22 protein-coding genes are annotated in these 22,296 nt (G+C 68.1%); 8 read left to right on the forward strand and 14 right to left on the reverse strand.

All coding sequences use genetic code 11. The annotated features are described in order from the left end of the window. The first annotated feature begins 29 nt into the window (after positions 1-29). From ACM1PE_RS32065 to ACM1PE_RS32090, 6 genes are all read left to right on the forward strand, one after another. On the forward strand, positions 30-887 hold the full coding sequence (locus ACM1PE_RS32065) for an enoyl-CoA hydratase family protein (protein ID WP_042796271.1): 858 nt from the start codon (positions 30-32) through the stop codon (positions 885-887). A 2-nt stretch (positions 888-889) separates the two neighbouring features. Further along, positions 890-2,059: an acyl-CoA dehydrogenase family protein gene (locus ACM1PE_RS32070; RefSeq protein ID WP_419342145.1), complete on the forward strand. Its 1,170-nt coding sequence runs from the start codon at positions 890-892 to the stop codon at positions 2,057-2,059. 62 nt (positions 2,060-2,121) lie between these two features. Further along, positions 2,122-3,762, forward strand: a complete 1,641-nt coding sequence (locus ACM1PE_RS32075; RefSeq protein ID WP_280016918.1) for an AMP-binding protein — start codon at positions 2,122-2,124, stop codon at positions 3,760-3,762. Between the two features lie 20 nt (positions 3,763-3,782). After that, positions 3,783-4,208, forward strand: coding sequence for an acyl-CoA thioesterase (locus tag ACM1PE_RS32080; RefSeq protein WP_013391343.1), 426 nt, complete (start codon positions 3,783-3,785; stop codon positions 4,206-4,208). Between the two features lie 42 nt (positions 4,209-4,250). Beyond that, on the forward strand, positions 4,251-4,658 hold the full coding sequence (locus ACM1PE_RS32085) for a RidA family protein (protein ID WP_042796274.1): 408 nt from the start codon (positions 4,251-4,253) through the stop codon (positions 4,656-4,658). A 119-nt stretch (positions 4,659-4,777) separates the two neighbouring features. Beyond that, positions 4,778-5,659, forward strand: coding sequence for a LysR family transcriptional regulator (locus ACM1PE_RS32090; RefSeq protein WP_059379131.1), 882 nt, complete (start codon positions 4,778-4,780; stop codon positions 5,657-5,659). Positions 5,660-5,684: 25 nt separating this feature from the next. On the opposite strand, the gene lpdA is transcribed toward ACM1PE_RS32090, so the two are convergent. The 11 genes from lpdA to ACM1PE_RS32145 form a co-directional block, all read right to left on the reverse strand. Then, positions 5,685-7,082 carry a dihydrolipoyl dehydrogenase gene (gene lpdA / locus ACM1PE_RS32095; protein WP_419342147.1) on the reverse strand — a complete coding sequence of 466 codons (1,398 nt, stop codon included), beginning with the start codon at positions 7,080-7,082 and terminating at the stop codon, positions 5,685-5,687. Positions 7,083-7,090: 8 nt separating this feature from the next. Next, entirely contained in the window at positions 7,091-8,377 is a 1,287-nt protein-coding gene (locus tag ACM1PE_RS32100; RefSeq protein WP_419342148.1) for a pyruvate dehydrogenase complex dihydrolipoamide acetyltransferase, read from the reverse strand. Positions 8,378-8,387: 10 nt separating this feature from the next. After that, positions 8,388-8,873: a VOC family protein gene (locus ACM1PE_RS32105; protein WP_118933923.1), complete on the reverse strand. Its 486-nt coding sequence runs from the start codon at positions 8,871-8,873 to the stop codon at positions 8,388-8,390. Then, positions 8,870-11,053, reverse strand: a complete 2,184-nt coding sequence (locus ACM1PE_RS32110; protein ID WP_306634333.1) for an alpha-ketoacid dehydrogenase subunit alpha/beta — start codon at positions 11,051-11,053, stop codon at positions 8,870-8,872. The genes ACM1PE_RS32105 and ACM1PE_RS32110 overlap by 4 nt, the downstream gene beginning before the upstream one ends. Before the next feature lie 38 nt (positions 11,054-11,091). Beyond that, entirely contained in the window at positions 11,092-11,880 is a 789-nt protein-coding gene (locus tag ACM1PE_RS32115) for an SDR family NAD(P)-dependent oxidoreductase (protein ID WP_059379121.1), read from the reverse strand. A 34-nt stretch (positions 11,881-11,914) separates the two neighbouring features. After that, entirely contained in the window at positions 11,915-12,634 is a 720-nt protein-coding gene (locus tag ACM1PE_RS32120; RefSeq protein WP_042795454.1) for an ABC transporter ATP-binding protein, read from the reverse strand. Continuing rightward, positions 12,631-13,383 (reverse strand): ABC transporter ATP-binding protein, encoded by a 753-nt coding sequence (locus ACM1PE_RS32125; protein ID WP_059379120.1) that lies wholly within the window; start codon positions 13,381-13,383, stop codon positions 12,631-12,633. Before ACM1PE_RS32125 ends, ACM1PE_RS32120 begins: the two co-directional genes overlap by 4 nt. After that, positions 13,380-14,648, reverse strand: coding sequence for a branched-chain amino acid ABC transporter permease (locus ACM1PE_RS32130; protein WP_118933919.1), 1,269 nt, complete (start codon positions 14,646-14,648; stop codon positions 13,380-13,382). The genes ACM1PE_RS32125 and ACM1PE_RS32130 overlap by 4 nt, the downstream gene beginning before the upstream one ends. Beyond that, a complete protein-coding gene (locus ACM1PE_RS32135; RefSeq protein ID WP_054458937.1) occupies positions 14,645-15,586 on the reverse strand; it encodes a branched-chain amino acid ABC transporter permease in 942 nt (313 codons plus the stop codon). Before ACM1PE_RS32135 ends, ACM1PE_RS32130 begins: the two co-directional genes overlap by 4 nt. A gap of 169 nt (positions 15,587-15,755) precedes the next feature. Continuing rightward, a complete protein-coding gene (locus ACM1PE_RS32140; protein ID WP_059379114.1) occupies positions 15,756-16,991 on the reverse strand; it encodes a branched-chain amino acid ABC transporter substrate-binding protein in 1,236 nt (411 codons plus the stop codon). 42 nt (positions 16,992-17,033) lie between these two features. Next, positions 17,034-17,852: a shikimate dehydrogenase family protein gene (locus tag ACM1PE_RS32145; protein WP_306634329.1), complete on the reverse strand. Its 819-nt coding sequence runs from the start codon at positions 17,850-17,852 to the stop codon at positions 17,034-17,036. A 240-nt stretch (positions 17,853-18,092) separates the two neighbouring features. Between ACM1PE_RS32145 and ACM1PE_RS32150 the strand changes: the two genes are divergently transcribed. Both ACM1PE_RS32150 and ACM1PE_RS32155 read left to right on the forward strand, forming a co-directional pair. Continuing rightward, entirely contained in the window at positions 18,093-18,830 is a 738-nt protein-coding gene (locus ACM1PE_RS32150; protein ID WP_059379111.1) for an SDR family NAD(P)-dependent oxidoreductase, read from the forward strand. A gap of 107 nt (positions 18,831-18,937) precedes the next feature. Further along, complete coding sequence (locus tag ACM1PE_RS32155) at positions 18,938-19,684, forward strand: FadR/GntR family transcriptional regulator (RefSeq protein ID WP_059379110.1); 747 nt, start codon at positions 18,938-18,940, stop codon at positions 19,682-19,684. Positions 19,685-19,717: 33 nt separating this feature from the next. On the opposite strand, the gene ACM1PE_RS32160 is transcribed toward ACM1PE_RS32155, so the two are convergent. The 3 genes from ACM1PE_RS32160 to thpR all read right to left on the reverse strand — a co-directional run bounded on the left by ACM1PE_RS32160 (position 19,718) and on the right by thpR (position 22,285). Beyond that, positions 19,718-21,055, reverse strand: a complete 1,338-nt coding sequence (locus ACM1PE_RS32160) for an NAD(P)H-dependent oxidoreductase (RefSeq protein WP_059379109.1) — start codon at positions 21,053-21,055, stop codon at positions 19,718-19,720. Between the two features lie 70 nt (positions 21,056-21,125). Beyond that, complete coding sequence (locus ACM1PE_RS32165) at positions 21,126-21,686, reverse strand: 5'-3'-deoxyribonucleotidase (RefSeq protein ID WP_059379108.1); 561 nt, start codon at positions 21,684-21,686, stop codon at positions 21,126-21,128. 47 nt (positions 21,687-21,733) lie between these two features. Continuing rightward, a complete protein-coding gene (gene thpR, locus ACM1PE_RS32170; protein WP_223283466.1) occupies positions 21,734-22,285 on the reverse strand; it encodes an RNA 2',3'-cyclic phosphodiesterase in 552 nt (183 codons plus the stop codon). Between the last annotated feature and the right edge of the window lie 11 nt (positions 22,286-22,296).

Consider the following 22,296-nt stretch of genomic DNA (forward strand, 5'->3'; position numbering starts at 1 on the left):
ATCCACCCCAATTCACGAACGGAGACACCATGAGCACCCAGCCCGAAGAGCACACCATGAAACACCACAAGCGTCCGTTCGCCGGCTATCAGGCCAAGACGTTCCTGTGGCAGGTGTCGGCCGACGGCAAGATCGGCACGGTGACGCTGAATCGCCCCGAGCGCAAGAACCCGCTGACGTTCGATTCCTACGCCGAGTTGCGCGACCTGTTCCGCGCGCTGGTGTACGCCACCGACATCAAGGTCGTGGTGGTGACGGGCGCGGGCGGCAACTTCTGCTCGGGCGGCGACGTGCACGAGATCATCGGTCCGCTGACCAAGATGAGCATGCCCGAGCTGCTGGACTTCACCCGCATGACGGGCGATCTGGTCAAGGCCATGCGCGCTTGCCCGCAGCCCATCGTGGCGGCGGTCGACGGCATCTGCGCCGGCGCCGGCGCCATGGTGGCGCTGGCCTCGGACATGCGCCTGGGCACGCCCGCCGCGCGCACCGCCTTCCTGTTCACGCGAGTCGGCCTAGCCGGCGCCGACATGGGCGCATGCACCTTGCTGCCGCGCATGATCGGCCAGGGCCGCGCGTCCGAACTGCTCTACACGGGCCGCGCCATGACGGCGGAAGAAGGCGCCAGCTGGGGTTTCTTCAATGCCCTGCATGAACCCGGCGCGCTGGCCGACGCCGCGCAAACGCTGGCCGCGCAGCTGGCGGCGGGTCCGACCTTCGCCCACGGCGTGACCAAGAAGCTGCTGCACCAGGAATGGAACATGGGGGTGGACGAGGCCATCGAGGCCGAAGCCGAGGCCCAGGCCATCTGCATGCAGACGCGCGATTTCCGTCGCGCCTACGAGGCCTTCGTGGCCAAGCAAAAACCGGTGTTCCAAGGGGACTGAGCATGCGCGACGCAAGCTGGCTGGATTGGCCGTTTTTCGACGATGCGCACCGCAAGCTGGCGCACGAGGTCGACGCCTGGTGCGAAGCGTCCCTGGGGGACGTGGATCACCATGACGCCGACGCGGCCTGCAAGAAGCTGGTGCGCGCCATGGGCGAGGCCGGCTGGCTGCGCTACGCGGTCGCGGGCGGCCCCGGCGGCGCCTGGGGCGGCGCGCTGCCGGAAGTGGATTCCCGCGCGGTGTGCATCCTGCGCGAAACCCTGGCGCGCCATGAAGGGCTGGCCGATTTCGCCTTTGCCATGCAGGGCCTGGGCAGCGGCGCCATTTCGCTGATGGGCTCGGACGAACTGCGCCAGCACTATCTGCCGCGCGTGGCGCGCGGCGAAGCCATCGCCGCCTTTGCGCTGTCGGAGCCCGATGCCGGCTCGGACGTGGCCGCGCTGGCCTGCGAGGCCACGCTGGACGGTGACCATTATGTGTTGAACGGCGCCAAGACCTGGATTTCCAACGGCGGCATCGCGGACTTCTATTGCGTGTTCGCGCGCACGGGCGAAGCCCCTGGCGCGCGTGGCATCAGCGCCTTCGTGGTGGATGCCGATACGCCGGGCTTCGAGGTCAGCGAACGCATCGACCTGATCGCTCCGCACCCGCTGGCGACCATCACGTTCGACAACTGCCGCATTCCGGCGTCGCACCGGCTGGGCGACGCGGGCCAGGGCTTCAAGCTGGCCATGATGACGCTGGACATCTTCCGCGCCTCGGTAGCGGCCGCCGCGCTGGGTTTCGCGCGCCGCGCGCTGGACGAAGGGCTGGCGCGTTCCAAGTCGCGCCGCATGTTCGGCCAGACGCTGTCGGACCTGCAGCTGACGCAGGCCGCGCTGGGCGACATGGCGACCGCCATCGACGCCTCGGCGCTCCTGACATACCGGGCGGCCTGGATGCGCGACGTGCTGAAGCAGCGCACCACGCGCGAAGCGGCCATGGCCAAGATGACCGCCACGGAATCGGCGCAGACCGTGATCGACCGCGCGCTGCAGATGTTCGGCGGCGCGGGCGTGGTGTCGGGGATGCCGGTGGAGAAGCTTTACAGGGAAATACGCGCGCTGCGGATCTACGAAGGCGCGACAGAAGTGCAGAAGTTGATCATTGCCCGTGAACTGCTGAAGGCGTAAGGCAGCCATCGAGCTCCGTCGTCCCGGCACAGCAACTACACCGCAATAGCAAGGGGAATTCCATGGAAGCATCCGCCCACATCGACACTTTCGCCCGGGACAATCTGCCCCCGGGCGAACAATGGCCAGAGTTCCTGCTCGACGGCCCCGACGTGGCCTATCCGAAACGTTTGAACTGCGCGGTCGAACTGGTGGACGCCATGGTCGAGCGCGGTCACGGCGAGCGCGTCGCGCTGCGCTGGAGCCAGGACGGCAAGCACGCCACGATGACCTACCGCGAACTGGCCGCGCTGACCAACCGTATCGCCCGGGTGTTGGCGGAAGATATGGGCCTGGTGCCGGGCAACCGCCTGCTGCTGCGCGGACCGAACAACCCCATGATGGCGGCCTCGTGGCTGGCAGCGATCAAGGCCGGGCTGGTGACGGTGCCGACGATGCCGCTGTTGCGCGCCAAGGAACTCAAGCAGATCATCGACAAGGCGCAGATCCAGGCCGTGCTGTGCGATGCCCGCCTGAAAGACGAGGCGGAGTTCTGCACCCAGCCCAGCCATGAGCATTATTGCCCTGGCCTGACCAAGGTCATGTACTTCAACGACAAGGCGCCCGACGCGCTGGATGCGTTGGCAGCGGCCAAGCCGGATGATTTCAAGGCCTGCGATACCGCGGCCGACGACGTGTGCCTGATCGCCTTCACCAGCGGTACCACCGGCGCGCCCAAGGGCTGCATGCACTTCCATCGCGACGTCCTGGCGATGTGCGACCTGTTCCCCAAGCACGTCATCAAGCCGGGTCCGGACGACATTTTCTGCGGCACGCCGCCGCTGGCATTTACCTTCGGCCTGGGCGGCCTGCTGTGCTTCCCGCTGCGCGTGGGCGCGAGCACGGTGCTGGCCGAGAAGCTGTCGCCGGAAAGCCTGCTGCAGCTGATCCAGGATTTCCGCGCCACCATCGTGTTCACGGCGCCCACGTTCTACCGCCAGATGGCGGCATTGGTGGGCAAGTTCGATCTGTCGTCGCTGAAGAAGAGCGTGTCGGCGGGCGAGGCGCTGCCGGATGCGACGCGCCAGCTCTGGAAAAAAGCCAGCGGCATCGAGATGATCGACGGCATCGGCGGCACGGAAATGATCCACGTGTTCGTGTCCAGCCCGCCGGAGTCGGTCAAGGCCGGCGCCATCGGCCGCGTGGTGCCGGGTTATGTGGCGCAGATCGTCGATGACGATATGAATCCCGTGCCCAACGGCACGGTGGGCCGGTTGGCGATCAAGGGGCCTACCGGCTGCCGCTATCTGGCGGACGAACGCCAGCGGCGCTTCGTGCAGAACGGCTGGAACCTGCCGGGCGATACGTTCCTGCAGGATGACGACGGCTATTTCTTCTATCAGGCGCGCAATGACGACATGATTGTTTCGGCGGGCTACAACATTGCCGGACCCGAGGTCGAGGACGCGCTGCTGCGTCACGAGGCCGTGGCGGAGTGCGGCGTGGTGGGCGCGGCGGACGACGAGCGCGGCCAGGTGGTCAAGGCCTTCGTGGTGCTCAAGCCGGGCTATGAAGCCGGCAGCGAGCTGGTCGCGGCGCTGCAGCAGTTCGTGAAGGCCAATATCGCGCCCTACAAGTATCCCCGTGCCATCGAGTTTGTCGACGCGCTGCCGCGCACCGAAACCGGCAAGCTGCAGCGTTTCGCGCTGCGCAAGATGGCCTGAACCGGCAACAAGGAAATTCCATGGCAGCCCCTTTCATCAGCCAGGTCGAAGTCCGCTTCCGTCATTGCGATCCGGCGGGCATCGTTTTCTACCCTCGCTACTTCGAGATGATCAATGACTTTGTCGAGGAATGGTTCGACAAGGGCATGGGGTTGCCGTTTCATGCGCTGCACGTGGAGCGGCACATCGGCACGCCGATGGCGTCGGTGCAGTGCGATTTCAGCGCGCCCAGCCGCTGGCACGAGCGTCTGCGCCAGGTGCTGGAAGTACAGCGCATCGGCGGCGCGTCGTTCAAGGCGCTGGTGCGCTTCGAGGGGCCGGATGGCCAGTTGCGCTTGTCGGCGACGCTGACGATCGTAACGGTGGATTTGCGGACGATGAAGTCCATGCCGCTGCCTGCGGATCTGCGGGAACGCATGCAGGCTTATCTGGTTCCCGCAGCGTAAGCGGCGGGGATCGTTTGCTTTTCTTAAATATAGGATGACGTTATGAAAATTCTGCAACCGCCGGATTGGATGGCGCCCCGGGGCTATTCGAATGGCGTGCTCACCGAGATGCAGGTGGGCAGCAAGCTCGTATTTGTGGGCGGGCAGGTGGGGTGGAATGGCCAGCAGCAGTTCGAGACCGACGATCTGGCGGAGCAGGTGCGCCAGACGCTGGCGAACATCGTCGCGATTCTGGCCGAGGGCGGCGCCAAGCCTGAGCATATCGTCCGGATGACGTGGTACGTGACGGACAAGAACGAGTATGTGGCGGCTTATCCCGCCATCGGCAAGCACTATCGTGAGTACATCGGCCGGCATTTCCCGGCGATGACGGCCGTGGAGGTGGCGGACCTGGTCGAGGACCGCGCCAAGGTGGAGATTGAGGTTACTGCCGTGGTGCCGGCGCAGTAATCGCCGGTTGCTCCTGAGCGCCGAGGGCCGGCCATCGCCTGGCCTTCGGCGTTTTTTTTGCAGGCTTCTTGGGCGCTGGGGCTCGATACAATCGATCCATCAACCAAGGAGCCTGCCTCATGTCCCTGAACTCTGACGCGGTACGCCTGTTCCTGGGCGTGGTGGACGCCGGATCCCTCAGCGCCGCCGCCGAGCTTCTGGGCCATACTGCGTCGGGCGTCAGCCGCGGCCTGTCGCGGCTTGAGGAAGAGCTCGGCGTCATCCTGATCAACCGCACCACCCGGCGCATGGAACTGACCGAGGAGGGCAAGCATTTCCTGCCCAAGGCCCGGCACATCGTCGCGTCGCTGGACGAAGCCGAGGATTGCATGCGCATGGTGCATCAGCGCCCGGCGGGCCGCTTGCGGGTGGATGCGTCGGTGCCCGTCATGCTGCATTGCGTGGTGCCGCTGGTGGCGGAGTTCCGGCACGAGTATCCGGCGATCACGCTCGAACTCACCAGCAACGACCGCATCGTGGACCTCATGGAACACCGCACCGACGTGGCGCTGCGCATGGGGCCGCTGACGGATTCCACCCTGCATGCGCGCACGCTGCGGCCGTCGCCGCGCTGGGTGATGGCCAGCCCGGACTACGTGGCCCGGCGCGGCGCGCCGCAGACGGTGGAGGACCTGGCGGCGCATGAAGTGCTGGGTTTCACCCAGCCTGAGAGCCTGAACGTCTGGCCCTTGCGCCACGCGGGCGGGTCCAGCTATCTGGCGGTGCCGACGCTGGCGACGTCCAGCGGCGAGACGCAGCGGCAACTGGCGGTGCGCGGCGTGGGCATCGCCTGCCTGTCTGACTTCGTGGTGCGCGAGGACGTCAAGGCCGGCCGGCTGGTGAAGCTGATGGAAGCCGCGCACACGGACTATCTGCAGCCCATGCACGCGGTGTATCACCGCAACACGCAGCTCTCGCGGCGCATCGCCTGCTTCCTGGATTTCTTCGCGGCGCGGATCTGAACCCGCGCCGCGCTTGGCATGGCGCCTAGGCGTGCAAGGCGCGGCCAAAGGCCGACAGCACCGATTCGTGCAGCGTTTCCGACAGGGTCGGGTGCGCGAACACGGTGTGCATCAGGTCTTCTTCCGTGGCTTCCAGCGAGGCCGCCACGCCGTAGCCCGTGATCAGCTCGGACGCTTCGGGGTGGATGATGTGCGCACCCAGCAGCTCGCCGCTCTTGGCGTCGAACACCGTCTTCACCAGTCCCTGGTCCTCGCCCATGGCGATCGCCTTGCCGTTGCCGGCGAAGGTGAACTTGCCCACGCGGATGTCGCCGCCGGTCTTGGCGGCGTGTTCGCGGGCGCGGGCTTCGCTCATGCCGATGCTGGCGACCTGCGGGTACGAGTAGGTGCAGGCCGGGATGCGCAACGGATCGATGGGATGCGCGGGCTTGCCGGCGATGGCTTCCACGCACAGCACGGCTTCGTGGCTGGCCTTGTGGGCAAGCCACGGCGCGCCCGCCACGTCGCCGATGGCATAGACGCCGGGCTCGCCCGTGCGGCACAGGCCGTCGGTGACGATGTGGGTCTTCTCCACCTTCACGCGGGTCTGCTCCAGGCCCAGGTTCTCGACGTTGCCGACGATGCCGGCGGCGACGATGACGCGGTCCACTTCCAGCTCGCTGCGCTTGCCTTGCTGGTCCAGCGTCACCTTCACGCCGCTCGCGGTCAGCGAGGACGAGGCCACGGCGCACTGCGTCAGTACCCGGATGCCTTGCTTTTCGAAGGCCTTGCGCGCCAGCGCCGAGATCTCGGCGTCTTCCTGCGGCAGGATTTCCGCAGTCATGTCGATCAGCGTGACTGCCGCGCCCACGGCGCGGTAGAAGCTGGCGAACTCCGCGCCAATGGCGCCCGCGCCCACCACCAGCAGCGACTTCGGAATCTCGGCCGGGACCAGCGCCTGGCGGTAGGCCCAGACGCGTTCGCCCAGGGGCAGCGCCGGCAGCTCGCGGGCGCGCGCGCCCGTGGCCAGGATGATGTGCTTGGCCGACAGCGTGCTGCCGTTGTCCAGCGCCAGGCGGCCGCCGCCCGCCAGCTTGGCGCTGGCGGCGAACACGGTCACGCCGTTCTTCTTCATCAGGTGCGCCACGCCCTGGCCCAGGCGGCCCGCCACCTTGCGTGAACGCGCCACCATGGCGGCCAGGTCCGGACGCGCTTCGCCCGCGCCCGCGACGCCGTAGTACGCCGCCTCGCGGCAGGCGCGCAGCACGGTGGCGCTGTGCAACAGCGCCTTGGTGGGGATGCAGCCCCAGTTCAGGCAGATGCCGCCGAGTTCGGCGCGTTCCACCAGCGCGACCGACATGCCCAGCTGGGCCGCACGGATGGCCGCGACATAGCCGCCGGGGCCGCCGCCCACCACGACGAGATCAAACGTAGTCTTGGTCATGGCGGGGCTCACAGCAGGATGCGCACGGGGTTTTCGATCAGCGTGCGGAAGGCGGCCAGCCAGCGCGCGCCCACCGCGCCGTCCACCACGCGGTGGTCCGCGGACAGGGTCACGGTCATGACGGTGGCGGCGGCCAGTTGGCCGTCGCTGTCCACCACCGGACGCTTTTCTGCCGCGCCCACCGCCAGGATGGCGGCCTGCGGCGGATTGATGATGGCGGCGAACTGGCTGATGCCGTACATGCCCAGGTTGCTGACGGTCAGCGAGCCGCCGGTGAATTCCTCGGGCTTGAGCCGGTTGATCTTGGCGCGTCCGGCCAGCTCGACGATTTCGCCTGCAATGGCGGACAAGGATTTCACGTCGGCATCGCGCACGATGGGCGTGACCAGGCCGCCGTCGGTCGCCACCGCCACCGAGATGTCGGCGCCGGCATGGTATTCGACCGCGTCCTCGTGCCAGCTGGCATTGACCTCCGGCACTTCGCGCAGGGCCAGCGCGGCCGCGCGCACGATGAAGTCATTGACCGACAGTTTCACCGCGCCGCCCTGGTTGGCCTGGGCGCGCAGCGCCAGCAGCGCGTCCATCCGGCAATCCACCGTCAGGTAGAAGTGCGGCACGTTCTGCTTGCTCTCGGTGAGACGGCGGGCGATGGCGCGGCGCATGCCGGTATGCGGCACGCGGCGCGCGGCGGGACGGCCGGCCAGCGCTGCGGGCGCCGCGGCCGGGGCGCGGTCGCGCGCCGCTTCCACGTCGCGGCGCACGATGCGGCCGTGCGGACCGGTGCCGGTCACGCCCAGCAGATCCACATGCCATTGCGCGGCCAGGCGGCGCGCCAGCGGGCTGGCGAACAGGCGCCCGCCGGGGACCGGAGCGTTGCTGGCGGCGGCCGGCGCCTTGGGCGCGGCCGCAGCGCTGGCCGGGGCGGCAGCGCAGTTGGCCGGGGGGCAAGCGGCGGCGGCATTGCCGGCGGGAGCCGAAGCAGCGGCAGCGGCTGCCGGCTGCACGGCCGCGCCGGCTTCGGCCAGCGCGCGGTCGATGGCCGAGGCGTCTTCGCCCTGCGCCAGCAGCACGCCGATCACGGTGTTCACCGGCACGGAGGCCGCGCCTGCCTGGACCACGATGCGGCCCAGCACGCCGGCCTGCTCGGCATTGATCTCGACAATGGCCTTTTCGGTTTCGATTTCCGCCAGCGCATCGCCCACGGCGACCACGTCGCCTTCTTTCTTGAGCCACTGGTGCAGCGTGCCGCCCGAGGTGTCGGCGGCAACGGAGGGGAGCTTGATAAGGTGTGCCACGATGTTCGTCCTATTCAGCGGCGCCAGCCAGGTCCGGCCGGTAGGTGGCGGGATCGTCGTATTCGACCAGTTCCAGCACATTGCCTTCAGGGTCGCGGAAGAACGCCAGCCAGGTGCCGGGGCGCACTTCCATCGGCGCGGGCTTGCTGTCGAAGACCACGCCCCGGGCTTCCAGGTCGCGGACCACGCCGGGCAGGTCCCGCACGATGAAGGTCAGGTAGGTTGCGCCCTGGCGGTCCAGGATGGCCGCGCCGCGCGCAGCGGCCTCGGGTGCGGCGGCGGGTTGCAGCAGCTTGATGCGTTCGCCGTAGCTGGTCTGCAGGCGCGCCACGTCGTAGCCATGGCGCGTGAGGCCGGTGGCCTGCGCCTTGTCGGCCGGCACGTTCACGCGGTTGACGAGCTTCAGGCCCAGGATGCCGGTGTAGAAGGCCAGCTGCGCGTCCAGGTCGGCGCAGCAGATGCCGACTTCCATCGGCACGGTCATGTGCAGGGTCATGCCTGTTCTCCCAGGTCGGCCAGCACGTCGGCCAGGCCGGCCATGACTTCCTCGGTGTCGGCGAAGGCCGCGCGCTCGAGCACCTTGGAGATGCTGGGCGAGGCTTCGCCGCCGGTCACGCGCTTGACCGGCTGGTCCAGCCAATCGAAGTAGCGGCGCTGGATCTCGTCGGCCAGCATGGCGCCGTAGGAGGTGCCGCGCGCGCCTTGCTCCACGATCAGCACGTTGTTGGTCTTCATGATGCTGGCGCCGATGGTGTCCCAGTCCAGGCTGGCGCGGTCCAGCGTGCGCAGGTCGATGACCTCGGCGTCCACGCCGGCTGCTTCAGCCGCCTTGAGCGCGCGGCTGACCATGGACAGATAGGTCAGGATGGTGACCTTGCCGCCCTCGCGGCGCACGCGGGCCTTGCCAAACGGGATCGCATAGTCCAGGTCGTCCGCGGGCACCTCGCCCGAGGAGGCGTACAGGTCCACGTGCTCGATCACCAGCACCGGGTCCTTGGAGGCCAGCGCGGTGTTCATCAGGCCGACGTACTCGTAAGGCGTGGACGGCGCGACCACGCGCCAGCCGGGCGCGGTGGCGAAAATGCCGGCCGGATCCATCGAGTGCTGCGAGCCGTAGCCCGTGCCCATGGCGACCTTGGTGCGCAGCACGAAGGGCACGTCGATGTCGCCGCCGAACATGTGGCGGGCCTTGCCGATCTGGTTGAAGATCTGGTCGGCCGCGACCCACATGAAGTCGGGGTACATGAACTCCACGATGGGCCGGTAGCGGCCGTCCATCGCCAGACCGCCGCCCAGCCCGGCGAAGGCGTTCTCGGAAATGGGGGTGCCCAGCACGCGGTCCGGATACTTGTCCTTCAGGCCGCGCGTGGCGCCGTTGGTGCCGCCCTTCAGGCGGTGTACGTCTTCGCCCAGCACCACCACGCCGGCGTCGGTTTCCATGCGGCGGTCCAGCACGTCGGCCACCGCGTCGACGAACTTGCGCTCGGCGGATTGGCCGGCGTAGTCGGCGGCTTCCTGGTAGCGCAGGCCGGCCAGTTCCGAGCCGTCGCTGCGCAGGCCCACGTCGCGGAAGTCGGGGCTGGGCCAGAGGTCGGCGCGCACGCGGCGCTTGCCGCCGTCGGCGGCTTCGGTCAGGCGGCCGGTCACGTCCTTCATCACGTCCTTGCAGCGCTGGCGCAGGGCGTCGACTTCGGCTTGCGTGATCAGTTGGCGGGCGATCATTTCCGCGGCGATCTTGTCCAGCGGATCGCGACGGCGCCATTGCGCTTCCTCGTCCTTGCTGCGGTAGCCGAAGGCGCTGCCGGGGAACGGGCCGTTCTGGTGGAAAAAGCGGTACACGTCCACTTCGACGATGGTGGGACCGTTGCCGGCGCGCATGTGCGCCACGGCTTCGGACATGGCCAGGTGAACCGCCAGCGGATCCATCCCGTCCACCTTCCACGACGGGATGTTGAAGGCCAGGCCGCGCGCCGACAGGCGCGGTTCGGCGGTGGACTCTTCCACGGTGGTGGACACGGCGTAGCGGTTGTTCTCGATGAAGAAGCACAGCGGCGTCTTCCAGGCCGCGGTCAGGTTCATGGTTTCCAGCACCGAGCCGATGTTCACCGCGCCGTCGCCGAAATAGGTCACGGCGACGCGGTCGGTGCCGGCATGCTTGTGCGCCCAGCCCGCGCCGGCCGCCAGCGGCACGCCGCCGCCGACGATGGCGTTGGTACCCAGCGCGCCGGCTTCGAGCCAGCGCAGGTGCATGCTGCCGCCGCGGCCGCGGCAGTAGCCCTGGGCCAGGCCCATGATCTCGGCCAGCGTCTTCTGCAGGACCTCATCGATGGCGGGCGTGAGCGGATTGCGCGGGTCCAGGCCCAGCGGCGCGACGTGCTGCAGCGCCTTGGCCAGGAACTGGTGGTGGCCGCGGTGCGAACCATTGATCTGGTCGCCGGCGCCCAGCGCCAGCACCGAGCCGACCGCGCCGCCTTCCTGGCCCACGGACGAATGCGCGGGGCCGTGCACCAGGCCTTCGGCGGCCAGGTCGAGCACGGCTTCTTCAAAGGCGCGGATCCAGTGCAGCTGGGTCAGCATGGTGCCCAGCAGGGCCGGGTCCGCCTGTTGCCAGTCCTTGGCGTCTACCGTCAGTTGCCGCCAGGGCGCTTGGGGCTCAAGCGGTTGGTGGGTGGCCATGAGTGAATCTCCAGAGATGTGTGTATGCGTTCTTGCGATTAGAGGTAGCTGTAGCGGCTCCAGCCGCCGTCGGCCACCAGGGTGTGTCCGTTGACGTAGGCGGCCTGGCGCGAGGCCAGGAACACCGCCAGGTCGGCCATTTCGGCGGGTTGCGCCAGGCGGCGCAGCGGCGTGCGCTGCTTGAGGCGCTCGGGGTCGAGGCGGCCGCGCGCGGCCAGGTCGCGCACCAGGTCCGTTTCCACGTAGCCCGGCGCCAGCGCGTTCACGCGCACGCCCATCGGGCCCCATTCCACGGCCAGGGTCTCGGTCAGCAGCACCACCGCGCCCTTGGTGGCGCAATAGGCGGCGCGGTCGGGCGCCGCCACCACGCCGTACATGGAGGCCAGGTTGATGATGGCGCCTGCGCCAGCGGGCACCATGCGGCGGCCGGCGGCCTGGGCGCACAGGAACACGCCGGTCAGGTTGATGTCCACGGCGCGGCGCCATTCGTCCACGGTGACTTCCAGCGTGGGCTTGTTGGCGGAGACGCCGGCGTTGTTGACCAGCACGTCGATGCGGCCCCAGGCCTTTTCGACCTGTGCGAAAGCCTGCTCGACCGCGTCGGCGTCGGTGACCGAGGCCTGCACGGCCAGCGCTTCGCCACCCAGCGCGGCCAGGCCGGCGACGGCTTCGTCCAGCGCAGCGGCGTCCATGTCCAGCAGCGCCACGCGCGCGCCCTGGCGCGCGAAGGCCTGCGCCGTGGCCAGGCCTATGCCCTTGGCGCCGCCGGTGATGACGACGCTCTGGCCGCGCAGGTCGGGATGGATGACTTCCGGAGTTTGGTCCAAGATGTTTGCCTCTTAGCGATGTATTTGCCGGCGCTCAGACCGCCAGCCATTCCTGGACCACGTCCTGGCGCTCATGCAGCTGCGCGGGCGGTCCTTCGAAAACGATGCGGCCGTGGCCCATCACGCTGACGCGGGTGGAGACCTTCAGCGCGATGGTCAGCTTCTGCTCCACCAGCACCACGGACACGCCGCGCTTGTGGATGTCGCGGATCACGTCGGCGATCACTTCCACGATCTTCGGCGCCAGCCCTTCGGTGGGTTCGTCGATCAGCATGACCTTGGGGTTGCCCAAGAGCGAACGGCACATGGTCAGCATCTGCTGTTCGCCGCCCGACAGGTTGCCTGCCTTGGTGCCGCGACGTTCCTTCAGACGCGGGAAGTAGTCGAACATCTGCTCGGTCGACCAATAGGGCGCGTCGTCGCGCCTGGGCTGTTCGCCCATGCGCAGGTTTTCGTCCACGGTCAGGTTGGCGAACACCTCGCGCTCTTCCGGCACGAAGCCCAGGCCGGCGCGGGCGATCTCGAAGGGGCGCTTGTTGGTGATGTCGCGGCCTTCGATGGCGATGCTGCCGCCGGTCACGTCCACCAGGCCCATGATGCTCTTCATGGTGGTGGAGCGGCCCGCGCCGTTGCGGCCCAGCAGGCTTACGACTTCGCCGCGGCCGACCGTCAGGTCGATGCCGTGCAGGATGTGGCTCTTGCCGTAGTGGGCATGCACGCCTTGCAGGCTCAGCAAGGGGGATTGCGTCGTCATACCGTTTCCTCTCCCAGGTAGGCTTCGCGCACGCGGGCGTCGCCGCGGATGTCGGCCGGCGTGCCGGTGGCGAGGATCTCGCCATAGACCAGCACGCTGATGCGGTCGGCCAGCGAGAACACCACCTGCATGTCGTGTTCCACGATCAGCAGCGTGCAGTCGCGGGTCACGTCCTTGATGAGCTCCACCGTGTAGTCCACCTCGTGCTGGGACATGCCCGCCATGGGCTCGTCCAGCAGGATGACCTTGGGGCGCGAGGCCAGCGTCATGCCGATTTCCAGCGAACGCTGTTCCGAATAGTTCAGGTCGCCGGCGGCGGTGTGCTGCTTGGCGGCCAGGCGCACTTTCTCCAGCAGGCGGTCGACGTCTTCGTTGACGGCGCGGTTGCGGGCGATGGGGCGCCAGAAGTTGTAGACCAGGCCGTGCATGCGCAGCACCGCCAGCCGCAGGTTCTCGCGCACCGACAGGCGCGGGAACACGTTGGTGATCTGGAACGAGCGCGCCAGCCCCAGGCGGTTGATGCGCTCCGGCGGCAGGCCGCCGATGGAGCGCGAACGCAGGCTGATGTCGCCCGAGGTCGGCGCGAACGAGCCCGACATCAGGTGGAACAGCGTGGACTTGCCGGCGCCGTTCGGGCCGATGACGGCATGGCGTTCGCCGGCCTCGACCTTCAGGTTCACGCCGCGGATGATCTGCGCGTCGCCAAAGGACTTGCGCACGTCGGTCAGGGTCAGGATTTCGTGGCTCATTGTGCAGCCTCCAGCGCGGGAGCGGCTTGTTCGTCGTCGCGCCACAGGGCCAGCGCCCAGCGGCAGGCCGCCAGGCCCGCCACGAACAGCGCCAGCGGAATCAGCCAGGTCGACAGCGCCAGCGGCGCCCAGTCGTGGCCGAACAGCGGAATCTCGGGCCAGCCGGCCTCGGGGTTCATGGCCAGCAGCGAGCGGTAGTCGCGGGCGAACATGCGTTGCAGCAGCTCAACCGTGAAGACCGTGGCGCAGGTCAGCAGCAGGCCGCCCGCCACGGATACCGCGGCGCGCGGCAGCCAGTTGGCCAGGCCGCGCTCGCGCAGCGAACGGGCGGCGCCCTGCACCAGGCCGACTAGGCCGTCCGGCACGAACAGCATCACCAGCACGAACAGGATGCCCTGGTACAGCAGCCAGGAGCGCGTGATGTCGGCCAGCGTCTGCGACAGGAAGGTCAGGATGGAGGCGCCCAGCACCGGGCCGAGGAAGGCGTTGACGCCGCCGATGTAGGCGAACAGCACCGCGTCGGTGGACAGCTTGACGTCGAACAGCACGTAGTTGCCGGCCTCGATGTTCAGCGCCTGCAGGCCGCCGGCGATGCCGGCGAACATGGCGGACAGCGCGAACACCAGGGTCTTGAGCGTGTGCGGCCGATAGCCCAGGTAGCGCAGGCGGTTGGCGTTCTCGCGCAGGCCCAGCGTCAGCCGGCCCAGCGGCGTGCGCGTCAGGCCATAAAGCGCGGCCAGCGACACCAGCACCCAGGCCAGCACCAGGAAATAGACCTCGATGTCGGAACCGAAGGTGAAGCCCCAGGCCGGCATGCGCATGGCGGATACGCCCGCCTCGCCGCCGAACACGCCTTTCAGGTGCGGCGCCAGCGCATGCAGCAGCTCGGCCAGCGCCAGCGTGATCATGGCGAAGTAGACGCCGGCGCGCATGGTGGCGAACCAGCCCGCGACCAGGCCGAACAGCAGGCCGGCCACGCCGCCCGCCAACGGCATCAGCGGCGTGGGCAAGAGGCCCGCGCCGCCCAGCGCATTCATGGCGTGGATGGTGGCGAAGGTGCCCACGCCGAAGTAGGCGGCGTGGCCGAAGGACAGCATTCCGCCCTGGCCGGCCAGCAGGTTGAAGGCGCAGGCGAATAGCGCGGCGATCAGCATCTGCACGGCTGCCACCAGCTGGCCCGGGGGCAGCAGCCAGGGCAGCGCGCAGAGCGCGGCCACGCACAGGACGAGGAGCAGCAGGGCGGAAGTACGGCGGGTCTGGCTCATGCCTGTTCTCCCTTCAGGCCCGAAGGCTTGACCAGCAGCACCACCAGCATCAGCAGGAAGGGCAGGGTCGCGGCCAGGCTGGAAATCTTCACGGTCATCAGGCCGCCCACGCTTTCGGCCCATTCGCCGGCGCCGAACAGGCCGAACAGGGTCGCCAGGCTGGCGTCGATGCCGACCGAGAACGAGCTGATCAGGCCGATCAGCAGCGAGGCGATCATCGCGCCTTCGAGCGAGCCCAGGCCGCCCACCACCACCACCACGAACACCAGCACGCCCAGTTCCAGCGCCATGTTGGGGTTGGTGGTGTAGAAAGCGCCTGCGACCGCGCCGGCCAGGCCGGCCATGGCCGCGCCCACGCCGAACACGCTCATGAACACCAGCGGCACGTTATGGCCCAGCGCCTCGGCCATGCGCGGACGGTAGATGGCCGAACGCACCACGATGCCCACGCGGGTGCGCGACAGCAACAGATAGATCACGGCGAACATCGCCAGCGACACGCCGCCCATCAGCAGGCGGTAGAACGGATAGTCCGCGTCGAACACGCGGAAGGCCGCGAAGTTGAGGAACTGCGGCACGCGGTAGTCGACCGGGAAGTCGCCGTAGAACAGCTTGATCAGCTCCGCCACGATGAAGGCCAGGCCGAAGGTCACCAGCAGTTCCTGCGCATGGCCGAACTTGTGGACGCGGCGCAGGAAATAGCGCTCAACGCCCATGCCGAGCAGGCCGGCGATGATGGTGGCCAGGACCAGCGCGGTCCAGAAGCCGGTGACGGGCGTCAGGGTGTAGGCGGCGTACGCGCCTATCATGTAGAACGAGGCGTGCGCGAAGTTGAGCACGCCCATCATTCCGAAAATCAGTGTCAGGCCTGCCGACACCATGAATAGCAGCAGGCCGTAAATCACGCCGTTCAACAGCGAGACGGTAAAGTATTCCATGTCCGCTCCAGGATTCTTGCGCTAAGACGACGGACGTCTTGCGAGCGATTGCGCACCAGGTTTTTCCGGCCCGCGCCGGGGGTGCGCTTATTGGGGTTGCCAGGGGCAATGAGGGGGTGTGCGCGGCCGGGCCGTCACGCGCAAGCTGACGGTCCGGCCGCGCAACCCATCAGTTCGGCCGCTGCATCTTGCAGGTGGCTTGCGGCGGCGCCGACACGTCGGCCGCGGCCAGCACCTTGACCGGTTCGAAGCCCATGTCGGTGCCGTCGGCCTTGTACTTGGCGTTCTTGCCGACCTTGGACACCACCATCGGCAGCTGCACCTGGTGGTCTTCCGCGCGCATCGTGTAGGTGCCCAACGACGAGGTGTAGGTGACCTTCTCCAGCGCGCCGGCCAGTTGCGGCACGGACAGCTTGCCGTCCTGCGGCTGCACTTGCTTAAGCGCTTCGCCCAGGAAGCGGATGCCGATCACGGTCTGCGGCTCGGTATAGCTGGGGTAGTGGCCGGTCTTGGACTTGTAGTCCTCGGCGAACTTGGCGCCCTCCTCGCCCGCGGCTTCGATGTTGTAGGGGTGGGCGATGTAATGGCCCAGCGCGACTTCACCGGCGTTGGCCAGGTTGCCCACCTGGTCCAGGAACACGGTGGCGAAGCGGACCTTCAGACCCGCGGCCTGCGTGGCCTTCATCAGCAGCAGCAGGTCGTTGGACCAGTTGCCGGTGATGACGGTGTCGGGGTTGGACGAGCGGATGCGCGCCACGTAGGGCGCGAAGTCCTGGATCTTGTTGACTTCGTGCAGCGTCTTGCCGACCACTTCATAGCCGTACTGCTTGGCGAAGCGCTCGGTGGCGCCTTCCATGTCCTGGCCCCAGGAGTAGTTCTGGTTGATGGCGTACACGCGCTTGCCCAGCGTGCCGTCGGCCGACATGACCGAGGCCAGCGCCTTCACGCGCAGGTCTGCGTTGGTGGTGAAGCGGAAATGGTAGAAGTGGCATTTCTGGCCGGTCAGTTCCAGCGCCTCGCCGCCCACGTTCAGGAACACGACTTCCTTGCCCGGGTTGCGCAGGTTGTGCTTGCGCACGTCTTCGGTCAGCTGGCCGGAAATGGCGGACGACGAACCCTGCACCAGGATCTGCACGCCTTCGGCAGCGGCCGCGCGGAAGCGGTCGGACGCGCCCACCGGGCCGCCCTGGTTGTCGAACTCGACCAGTTCCAGCGGCTGGCCGTTCCAACCGCCGGCGGCGTTGATGCGGTCCAGCTCATATTTGACCGCGGCGCGGAACATCAGGCCGGTCGAGGCCTGCGGGCCGGACAGCGTCTCGATCAGGCCGATCTTGACGGGCGCGGCCTGGGCCGATGCGGCGATGCCGGCCAGGCACAGCAGGCCGGTGGTGAAAGCCAATTTCATGCGTGTCTCCTCCGTGGGACGGGAGTGTGGTGAATGTGTTGATCAGGCAAGCGCGCGGGCGGGCTTGCGCGGCTCTTCTATGCCCAGGAACCGGGCAATTTCGGCAATCTGTCCTTCCAGCATGTACAGGCCCGGATGCGTGCGGCAGCCGCGCGCGGCGGCGGCGCGCAGCAAGGGCGTATCGACGCGGCTCATGACGGCGTCGGCGATGACGGTGCCGGCGGCAAGCGCGTCCAGCTGGAAGGGCAGGGGATCGGTGTCGTTCAGGCCCAGCGAGGTCGCATTGATGGCGATGTCGCAAGCCTCGGGCGTGGCGCTGGCCACGCTGATGGCCAGGCCGGGATATTGGCGGCCCAGATGGGCGGCGAAGGACAGCGCCTTGTCGGCGCTGCGGTTGTACAGGCGCAGGCTGGCGGGGCCGGCGTCGGCCACGGCACAGGCGATGGCCTTGCCGGCGCCGCCCAGGCCGGCCAGGTAAACGTGGCGGCCGGCGGGATCGTGGCCCTGGCTGCGCAGGCCAGCGACGAATCCCAGTCCGTCGAAGTTGCCGCCGGTGAGCACGCCGTCGCGCAGGCGCACCGCGTTGACCGCGCCGCTCAATTGGGCCGAGGGCGTCAGCGCGTCGCACAGGGCGGCGGCATGCTCCTTGTGGGGCACCGTCACGACGATGCCGCCCAGATTGGCCAGCCCGCGGATGCCGGCGAACAGGCCGGGCAAGGCGTCGGGGGCCACATGGAACGGGACCATGACCGCGTCCACGCCACGCTCGCGCAGCAGGTTGTTGAGCCGCTGGGGCGTCTTGACGTGCGCGATCGGGTCCGCCGCGATCGCGAAAACGGTAGTGCTGCCGGTGATTTCCACCTGTTTGTCCCCTGCCTGGGTAGCGGTTTGCCGCTGTGTCGTTCCCGACTCTCTTGCCTGAAAGCGTCAGTTGCTTTACGCTTTCGGAATAAGTTGTCAGGCAACTTTATTAAGTTGTCCGATAAATCATAGGGCAAGCGTTTTTCCCGTGTCAAGCGGCGGTTTCGGGAGTCCAATCGGAATTTCCGCGGCCGTCGGAACGGCGCTCAGCCCGCGTACGAGCGTGCTACAGGAGACAGAATGATTTCGTTCGAAGGAAAGGTTGCCGCCATCACCGGCGCGGGCAATGGCATCGGCTTGGCGACGGCGCGGCTGATGGCGGCGCATGGCGCCCGGCTGGTGCTGACCGATATCGACAACGCGCGTCTGGAAGAGGTGGCGGCCGAGCTGGATCCCAGCGGGCAGCGCGTCTACACGCACGCGCTGGACGTGTCGGCATCGGCCGACTGCGAACGCGTGTTCGAGGCCGCGGCCAAGCATTTCGGCGGGCTGGACCATCTGGTGCATTGCGCCGGCATCTATCCGGAGCAGCTGGTCAAGGACACCAGCGACGAGGCCTGGCGCACGCTGATGCGCGTGAACCTGGACGGCACCTTCTATGTGTGCCGCGCCGCCCAGCGCCACTTGCGCCATGACGGCGCCATCGTGCTGCTGACCTCGCTGGCGGCCCAGCGCGGCAGCTATGCGCACGCGGCCTACTCCGCGTCCAAGGGCGCGGTGCAGAGCTTCACGCGCAGCCTGGCGCTGGAACTGGCGCCGCAGATCCGCGTGAACGCGGTGGCGCCGGGCATCATCGCTACCTCCATGACCCAGGACCTGATCGGGCAAAAGGGCGCGCAGCTGCTGGAAAGCACGCCGCTGCGCCGCTACGGCACGGCCGAGGAAATCGCCGGCTCCATCGCGTTCCTGTGCTCGCCGCTGGCCGGTTTCGTCACGGGCGAAGTCATGCAGGTCAACGGCGGCATCTATATCGCGTAAAGTCCCAGGATGGCGCGGCTGTCCATGCCGCGGCCGCTCTTCCGGGCATTCCCATAAACAAGAGGCGGCGCGCCTGCGCGCCGCCCGCAAGTTTCCACCATTCGACCATGCAGCCCAACCAAGAACAGGATCCGCCGCGCGCCGCGCCCAAGAGTTCGCTTTCGGCGGCGCTGGGCGACGCGTTGGCGGAGCAGATCCGCCAGGGCGTGCTCGCGCCCGGCGATCGCCTGCCCACGGAAAAGCAGCTGACGGAAACCTATTCGGTCAGCCGCGCCGTCGTGCGCGAAGCGCTGGCGCGCCTGAAGTCCGAAGGCCTGATCACGTCGCAGCAAGGCAGCGGAGTGTTCGTCGACCCGAACTTCCAGAAGAACGCCTTCCGCATTGCCGCGCCCACGCCGGGCGACAACCAGGAACTGGAACACATCCTGGAGCTGATGCTGTCCATCGAAGTCACCGCCGCGCGCTATGCCGCGCAGCGCCGCACCGATGCGGACCTGAAGAAGATGCGCCAGGCGCTGGTGGGCATGGAATATGCGCTGCTCAACGACAAGCTCGGCGACGAAGAGGACTACCAGTTCCACCACGCCATCGTGCAGGCCACCCATAATCCGCACTTGGTGGCCCTGAACGATTACCTGGAAGCCAATGTGCGCCGGGTCATCCGCAGCGCGCGCAACAACACGGCGCGCATGTACACCGAACGCATGGCCGCAGTGCAAAGCGAGCATCAGGCGATCTTCGCCGCCATCGACGCGGGCGATCCGGACGCCGCCGGCCGCGCCGCCGACCAGCACCTGCGCAACGCCGCGGATCGTCTGCGCCTGTTCCAGGCGGAGCGGCCGGCGCCGGTCTAGGGCGCCGGGGACTGCCCGCCGCGCGGGCGGACTCTAGGCGAAGGTCTGTTCCATTTCGCGGCGGAACTGCACCGCCGTGGACCTTTCGTCGTACTCCACGTCGGCCCAGCGGATCGCCTGGGACTGACGCACCGGGTTCTTCAGCTTGACCTGGTGCGACAGGCCCAGCGGCAGATAGCCTTCATCGACCGAATCGCGCGCCGGCATCAGCCGGCCGTACACCGTGTAGCCGCCTTCGCCGTCCAGGATCTGTCCGGCCGGCAGGTCGCGCTTGGCGGTGGCGACGACGTCGCCATGCCAGCCGGCGGGCGCGCCGGTGGGTTCGCGCCGCAAACCGACGCTGGCCACGCTGATGCCCAACTCCAGCCCGATCAGGTGATAGGGCTTGTACATGGCGGTGTAGTTGCCGCTGGGATCCGTGACCAGGCCGTATTCCTTGAAGCAGCGGCGCACGTAATCGCTGTCGGCGGCCAGTGTCACGTACACGCCCCAACGCAGGTCGCGGAACACCGGGCGGCCGTCGCGCTCCAGCGAGGAAATCACCTCGACCTGACCGCGGTGGTGCAGGATGCCGCCGCTTTCGCGCGGCCGCAGCACGCGCGCCAGATCGTCCACGCCGCAGGGCGGGAAGTGCAGGCCGGACGGCGAGGGCAGCAGCCCGGTGGCGTTGGAAACCGCGGCCATCTCGATGGCGCTCTTGGTGCCGTCGAGGAAGCTGTTGAACATCTGCGCGTTGAAGTCGCCGGCCGCGACCATCTCGGCGGTGAAGCCGTAATAGGGCCAGACGGTGTCCGGCGTGGAGGTATGGAATTCCGGCAGGTACTTGGTGCCCTTGCCCGCGGCCATGACCTCGAAACCGCTGGCGCGGGCCCAGTCCACCATTTCGCAGATCAGGGCGGGCTGGTCGCCGTAGGCCAGCGAATAGACAATGCCGGCTTCGCGTGCGCGCCGCGCCAGCAGCGGGCCGGCCAGCGCGTCGGCCTCGACGTTGACCATGATGATGTGCTTGCCGTATTCGCAGCAGGCCAGCACATGGCTGATGCCGGCGGCGGCCTGGCCGGTGGCGTCGATGACGATATCGACATCGGGGCTGGCGATCACGGCGTGGGGGTCGTCGCAGAAATAGACCTTGCCGTTCTTCAGCGCATCATTGGTGCTGGCGGCATTGAGTGCCGTGGCGGGCCAGCCGACGCGGGTAAGCGCCGCGCGGGCCCGGTCGGGTACCAGATCGGCGACCGCGACCAGCCTCATCCCGGGCGTGCGCGGGGCCTGGCTCATGAACATTGCGCCGAACTTTCCGGCGCCCAGCAATGCAACACGCAAGGGCTTGTGATCGGCTTCACGCTGCTTCAGAAGACGGTACAGATTCATGGCGCAGGCTCCTCCGGGGTGGGGCTACAGCAACACAGAATAGTCCCAAATCGCGGCTGCTGAACAGGACTCACTCATCTGCCGTATACAGCTCTCCGGCCAGTACGTTGCGCCAGTTCTGCCAGCTGATGCGGGGGCGGTCCGACACCTCGCGGTTGTAGGGCGCGTCGAACAGGATGTGCTTCCAGCGCGGCTTGACCGCGCCTTCGATCAGCGGCTTGTCGTCGATCAGCAGGTGGCCGTGCACCAGGGTCTTGTCCTTGGTCAGGATCAGGCGATTGGTCGCTTCGCGGCCCAGGTGCTTTTCCACCCACAGATACTTTTCCGCCACGCAGTTCTCGAACTGCGACAGGGGCGAGGAGCAGATGCGCACGTCCATGCCCAGCGCCAGCAATTCCTTGATGGCTTCCAGCGCGCCGGGCACCGGCGGCAGGTCGCGGATGAAGCCGGGCGCCGTGTAGATGGCTTCGGCCATGCCGCGCAGCTCAGGGGCGTAATCCTGGCGGATGTAGAAGGACTTGCGGTCCTCGAACGCCACTGGCGGGATGTCAGGATGGCGCGCGCGCCAGGCATCGATGAAGGCGTGTTCGAAATCGGCGAGCACGCCGTCTTGGTCCAGCAGGATGATCATGGCGGTCCCGGGGGGTGGCAACCGGCTGATTGTGCCAGAGCGGGAGGTCAGGAGGCTTGCGGCCGGGACTGCGTCACGATGCGATAGCGGCTGCCGCCCGATTGCGATTCGGAGGCGACCAGCACCATGCGGTCGTAGCGCCAGGGCAGGGGGGCGGGGGCCTCGGCAGGGGGGCTGGCGCGCTCGATGTTGCGCAGCAGGGTGACGTGCGGGCGGAAGGGCTGGGGCGGCGCGGCCAGGCCGAAGCCGGACAGCCACAGCCAGAGCTCATCGTGGGCGGCCTGCAGGCCCGCGGGCGTGTCGCCGGGGCCGGCCCACAGGATGCGCTGGCGGCCGAAGACGCCGTAGCGATCCAGCAGGATGTCGTCGGGGGCGAGGCGGCGTTCAGGAGTCGCCGCGGCCAGCTCGTCGGCGAGCGCCGCGTCCACCGGCCCCAGGAAGGCCAGGGTCAGGTGCAGGGTTTCCGTGCGCATGGCGCGCCCGCCGCAGCCGGGACGCGCCTGCTCCGCCCAGGTCGCGAGCTGGGCGGCCAGCGAGGGGGCAGGCCACAGGGCGTAGAACAGGCGGACGGTGGACATGCGCTGATTGTAGGGGCGCATGCGGCGCGATG

Source organism: Achromobacter sp. PD1, from assembly GCF_048541815.1.
GTDB classification, from domain to species: domain Bacteria; phylum Pseudomonadota; class Gammaproteobacteria; order Burkholderiales; family Burkholderiaceae_B; genus Achromobacter; species Achromobacter bronchisepticus_A.

What these genes read in the sequence shown, in the direction of transcription:
- ACM1PE_RS32065 (WP_042796271.1), top strand. Translation starts at nt 30, where the DNA reads ATGAGCACCCAGCCCGAAGAGCACACCATGAAACACCACAAGCGTCCG.
- ACM1PE_RS32140 (WP_059379114.1), bottom strand. Translation starts at nt 16,991, where the DNA reads ATGAAATTGGCTTTCACCACCGGCCTGCTGTGCCTGGCCGGCATCGCC.
- ACM1PE_RS32085 (WP_042796274.1), top strand. Translation starts at nt 4,251, where the DNA reads ATGAAAATTCTGCAACCGCCGGATTGGATGGCGCCCCGGGGCTATTCG.
- thpR (WP_223283466.1), bottom strand. Translation starts at nt 22,285, where the DNA reads ATGCGCCCCTACAATCAGCGCATGTCCACCGTCCGCCTGTTCTACGCC.
- ACM1PE_RS32070 (WP_419342145.1), top strand. Translation starts at nt 890, where the DNA reads ATGCGCGACGCAAGCTGGCTGGATTGGCCGTTTTTCGACGATGCGCAC.
- lpdA (WP_419342147.1), bottom strand. Translation starts at nt 7,082, where the DNA reads ATGACCAAGACTACGTTTGATCTCGTCGTGGTGGGCGGCGGCCCCGGC.
- ACM1PE_RS32150 (WP_059379111.1), top strand. Translation starts at nt 18,093, where the DNA reads ATGATTTCGTTCGAAGGAAAGGTTGCCGCCATCACCGGCGCGGGCAAT.
- ACM1PE_RS32125 (WP_059379120.1), bottom strand. Translation starts at nt 13,383, where the DNA reads ATGAGCCACGAAATCCTGACCCTGACCGACGTGCGCAAGTCCTTTGGC.
- ACM1PE_RS32080 (WP_013391343.1), top strand. Translation starts at nt 3,783, where the DNA reads ATGGCAGCCCCTTTCATCAGCCAGGTCGAAGTCCGCTTCCGTCATTGC.
- ACM1PE_RS32165 (WP_059379108.1), bottom strand. Translation starts at nt 21,686, where the DNA reads ATGATCATCCTGCTGGACCAAGACGGCGTGCTCGCCGATTTCGAACAC.
- ACM1PE_RS32120 (WP_042795454.1), bottom strand. Translation starts at nt 12,634, where the DNA reads ATGACGACGCAATCCCCCTTGCTGAGCCTGCAAGGCGTGCATGCCCAC.
- ACM1PE_RS32155 (WP_059379110.1), top strand. Translation starts at nt 18,938, where the DNA reads ATGCAGCCCAACCAAGAACAGGATCCGCCGCGCGCCGCGCCCAAGAGT.
- ACM1PE_RS32090 (WP_059379131.1), top strand. Translation starts at nt 4,778, where the DNA reads ATGTCCCTGAACTCTGACGCGGTACGCCTGTTCCTGGGCGTGGTGGAC.
- ACM1PE_RS32160 (WP_059379109.1), bottom strand. Translation starts at nt 21,055, where the DNA reads ATGAATCTGTACCGTCTTCTGAAGCAGCGTGAAGCCGATCACAAGCCC.
- ACM1PE_RS32135 (WP_054458937.1), bottom strand. Translation starts at nt 15,586, where the DNA reads ATGGAATACTTTACCGTCTCGCTGTTGAACGGCGTGATTTACGGCCTG.
- ACM1PE_RS32130 (WP_118933919.1), bottom strand. Translation starts at nt 14,648, where the DNA reads ATGAGCCAGACCCGCCGTACTTCCGCCCTGCTGCTCCTCGTCCTGTGC.
- ACM1PE_RS32110 (WP_306634333.1), bottom strand. Translation starts at nt 11,053, where the DNA reads ATGGCCACCCACCAACCGCTTGAGCCCCAAGCGCCCTGGCGGCAACTG.
- ACM1PE_RS32105 (WP_118933923.1), bottom strand. Translation starts at nt 8,873, where the DNA reads ATGACCCTGCACATGACCGTGCCGATGGAAGTCGGCATCTGCTGCGCC.
- ACM1PE_RS32075 (WP_280016918.1), top strand. Translation starts at nt 2,122, where the DNA reads ATGGAAGCATCCGCCCACATCGACACTTTCGCCCGGGACAATCTGCCC.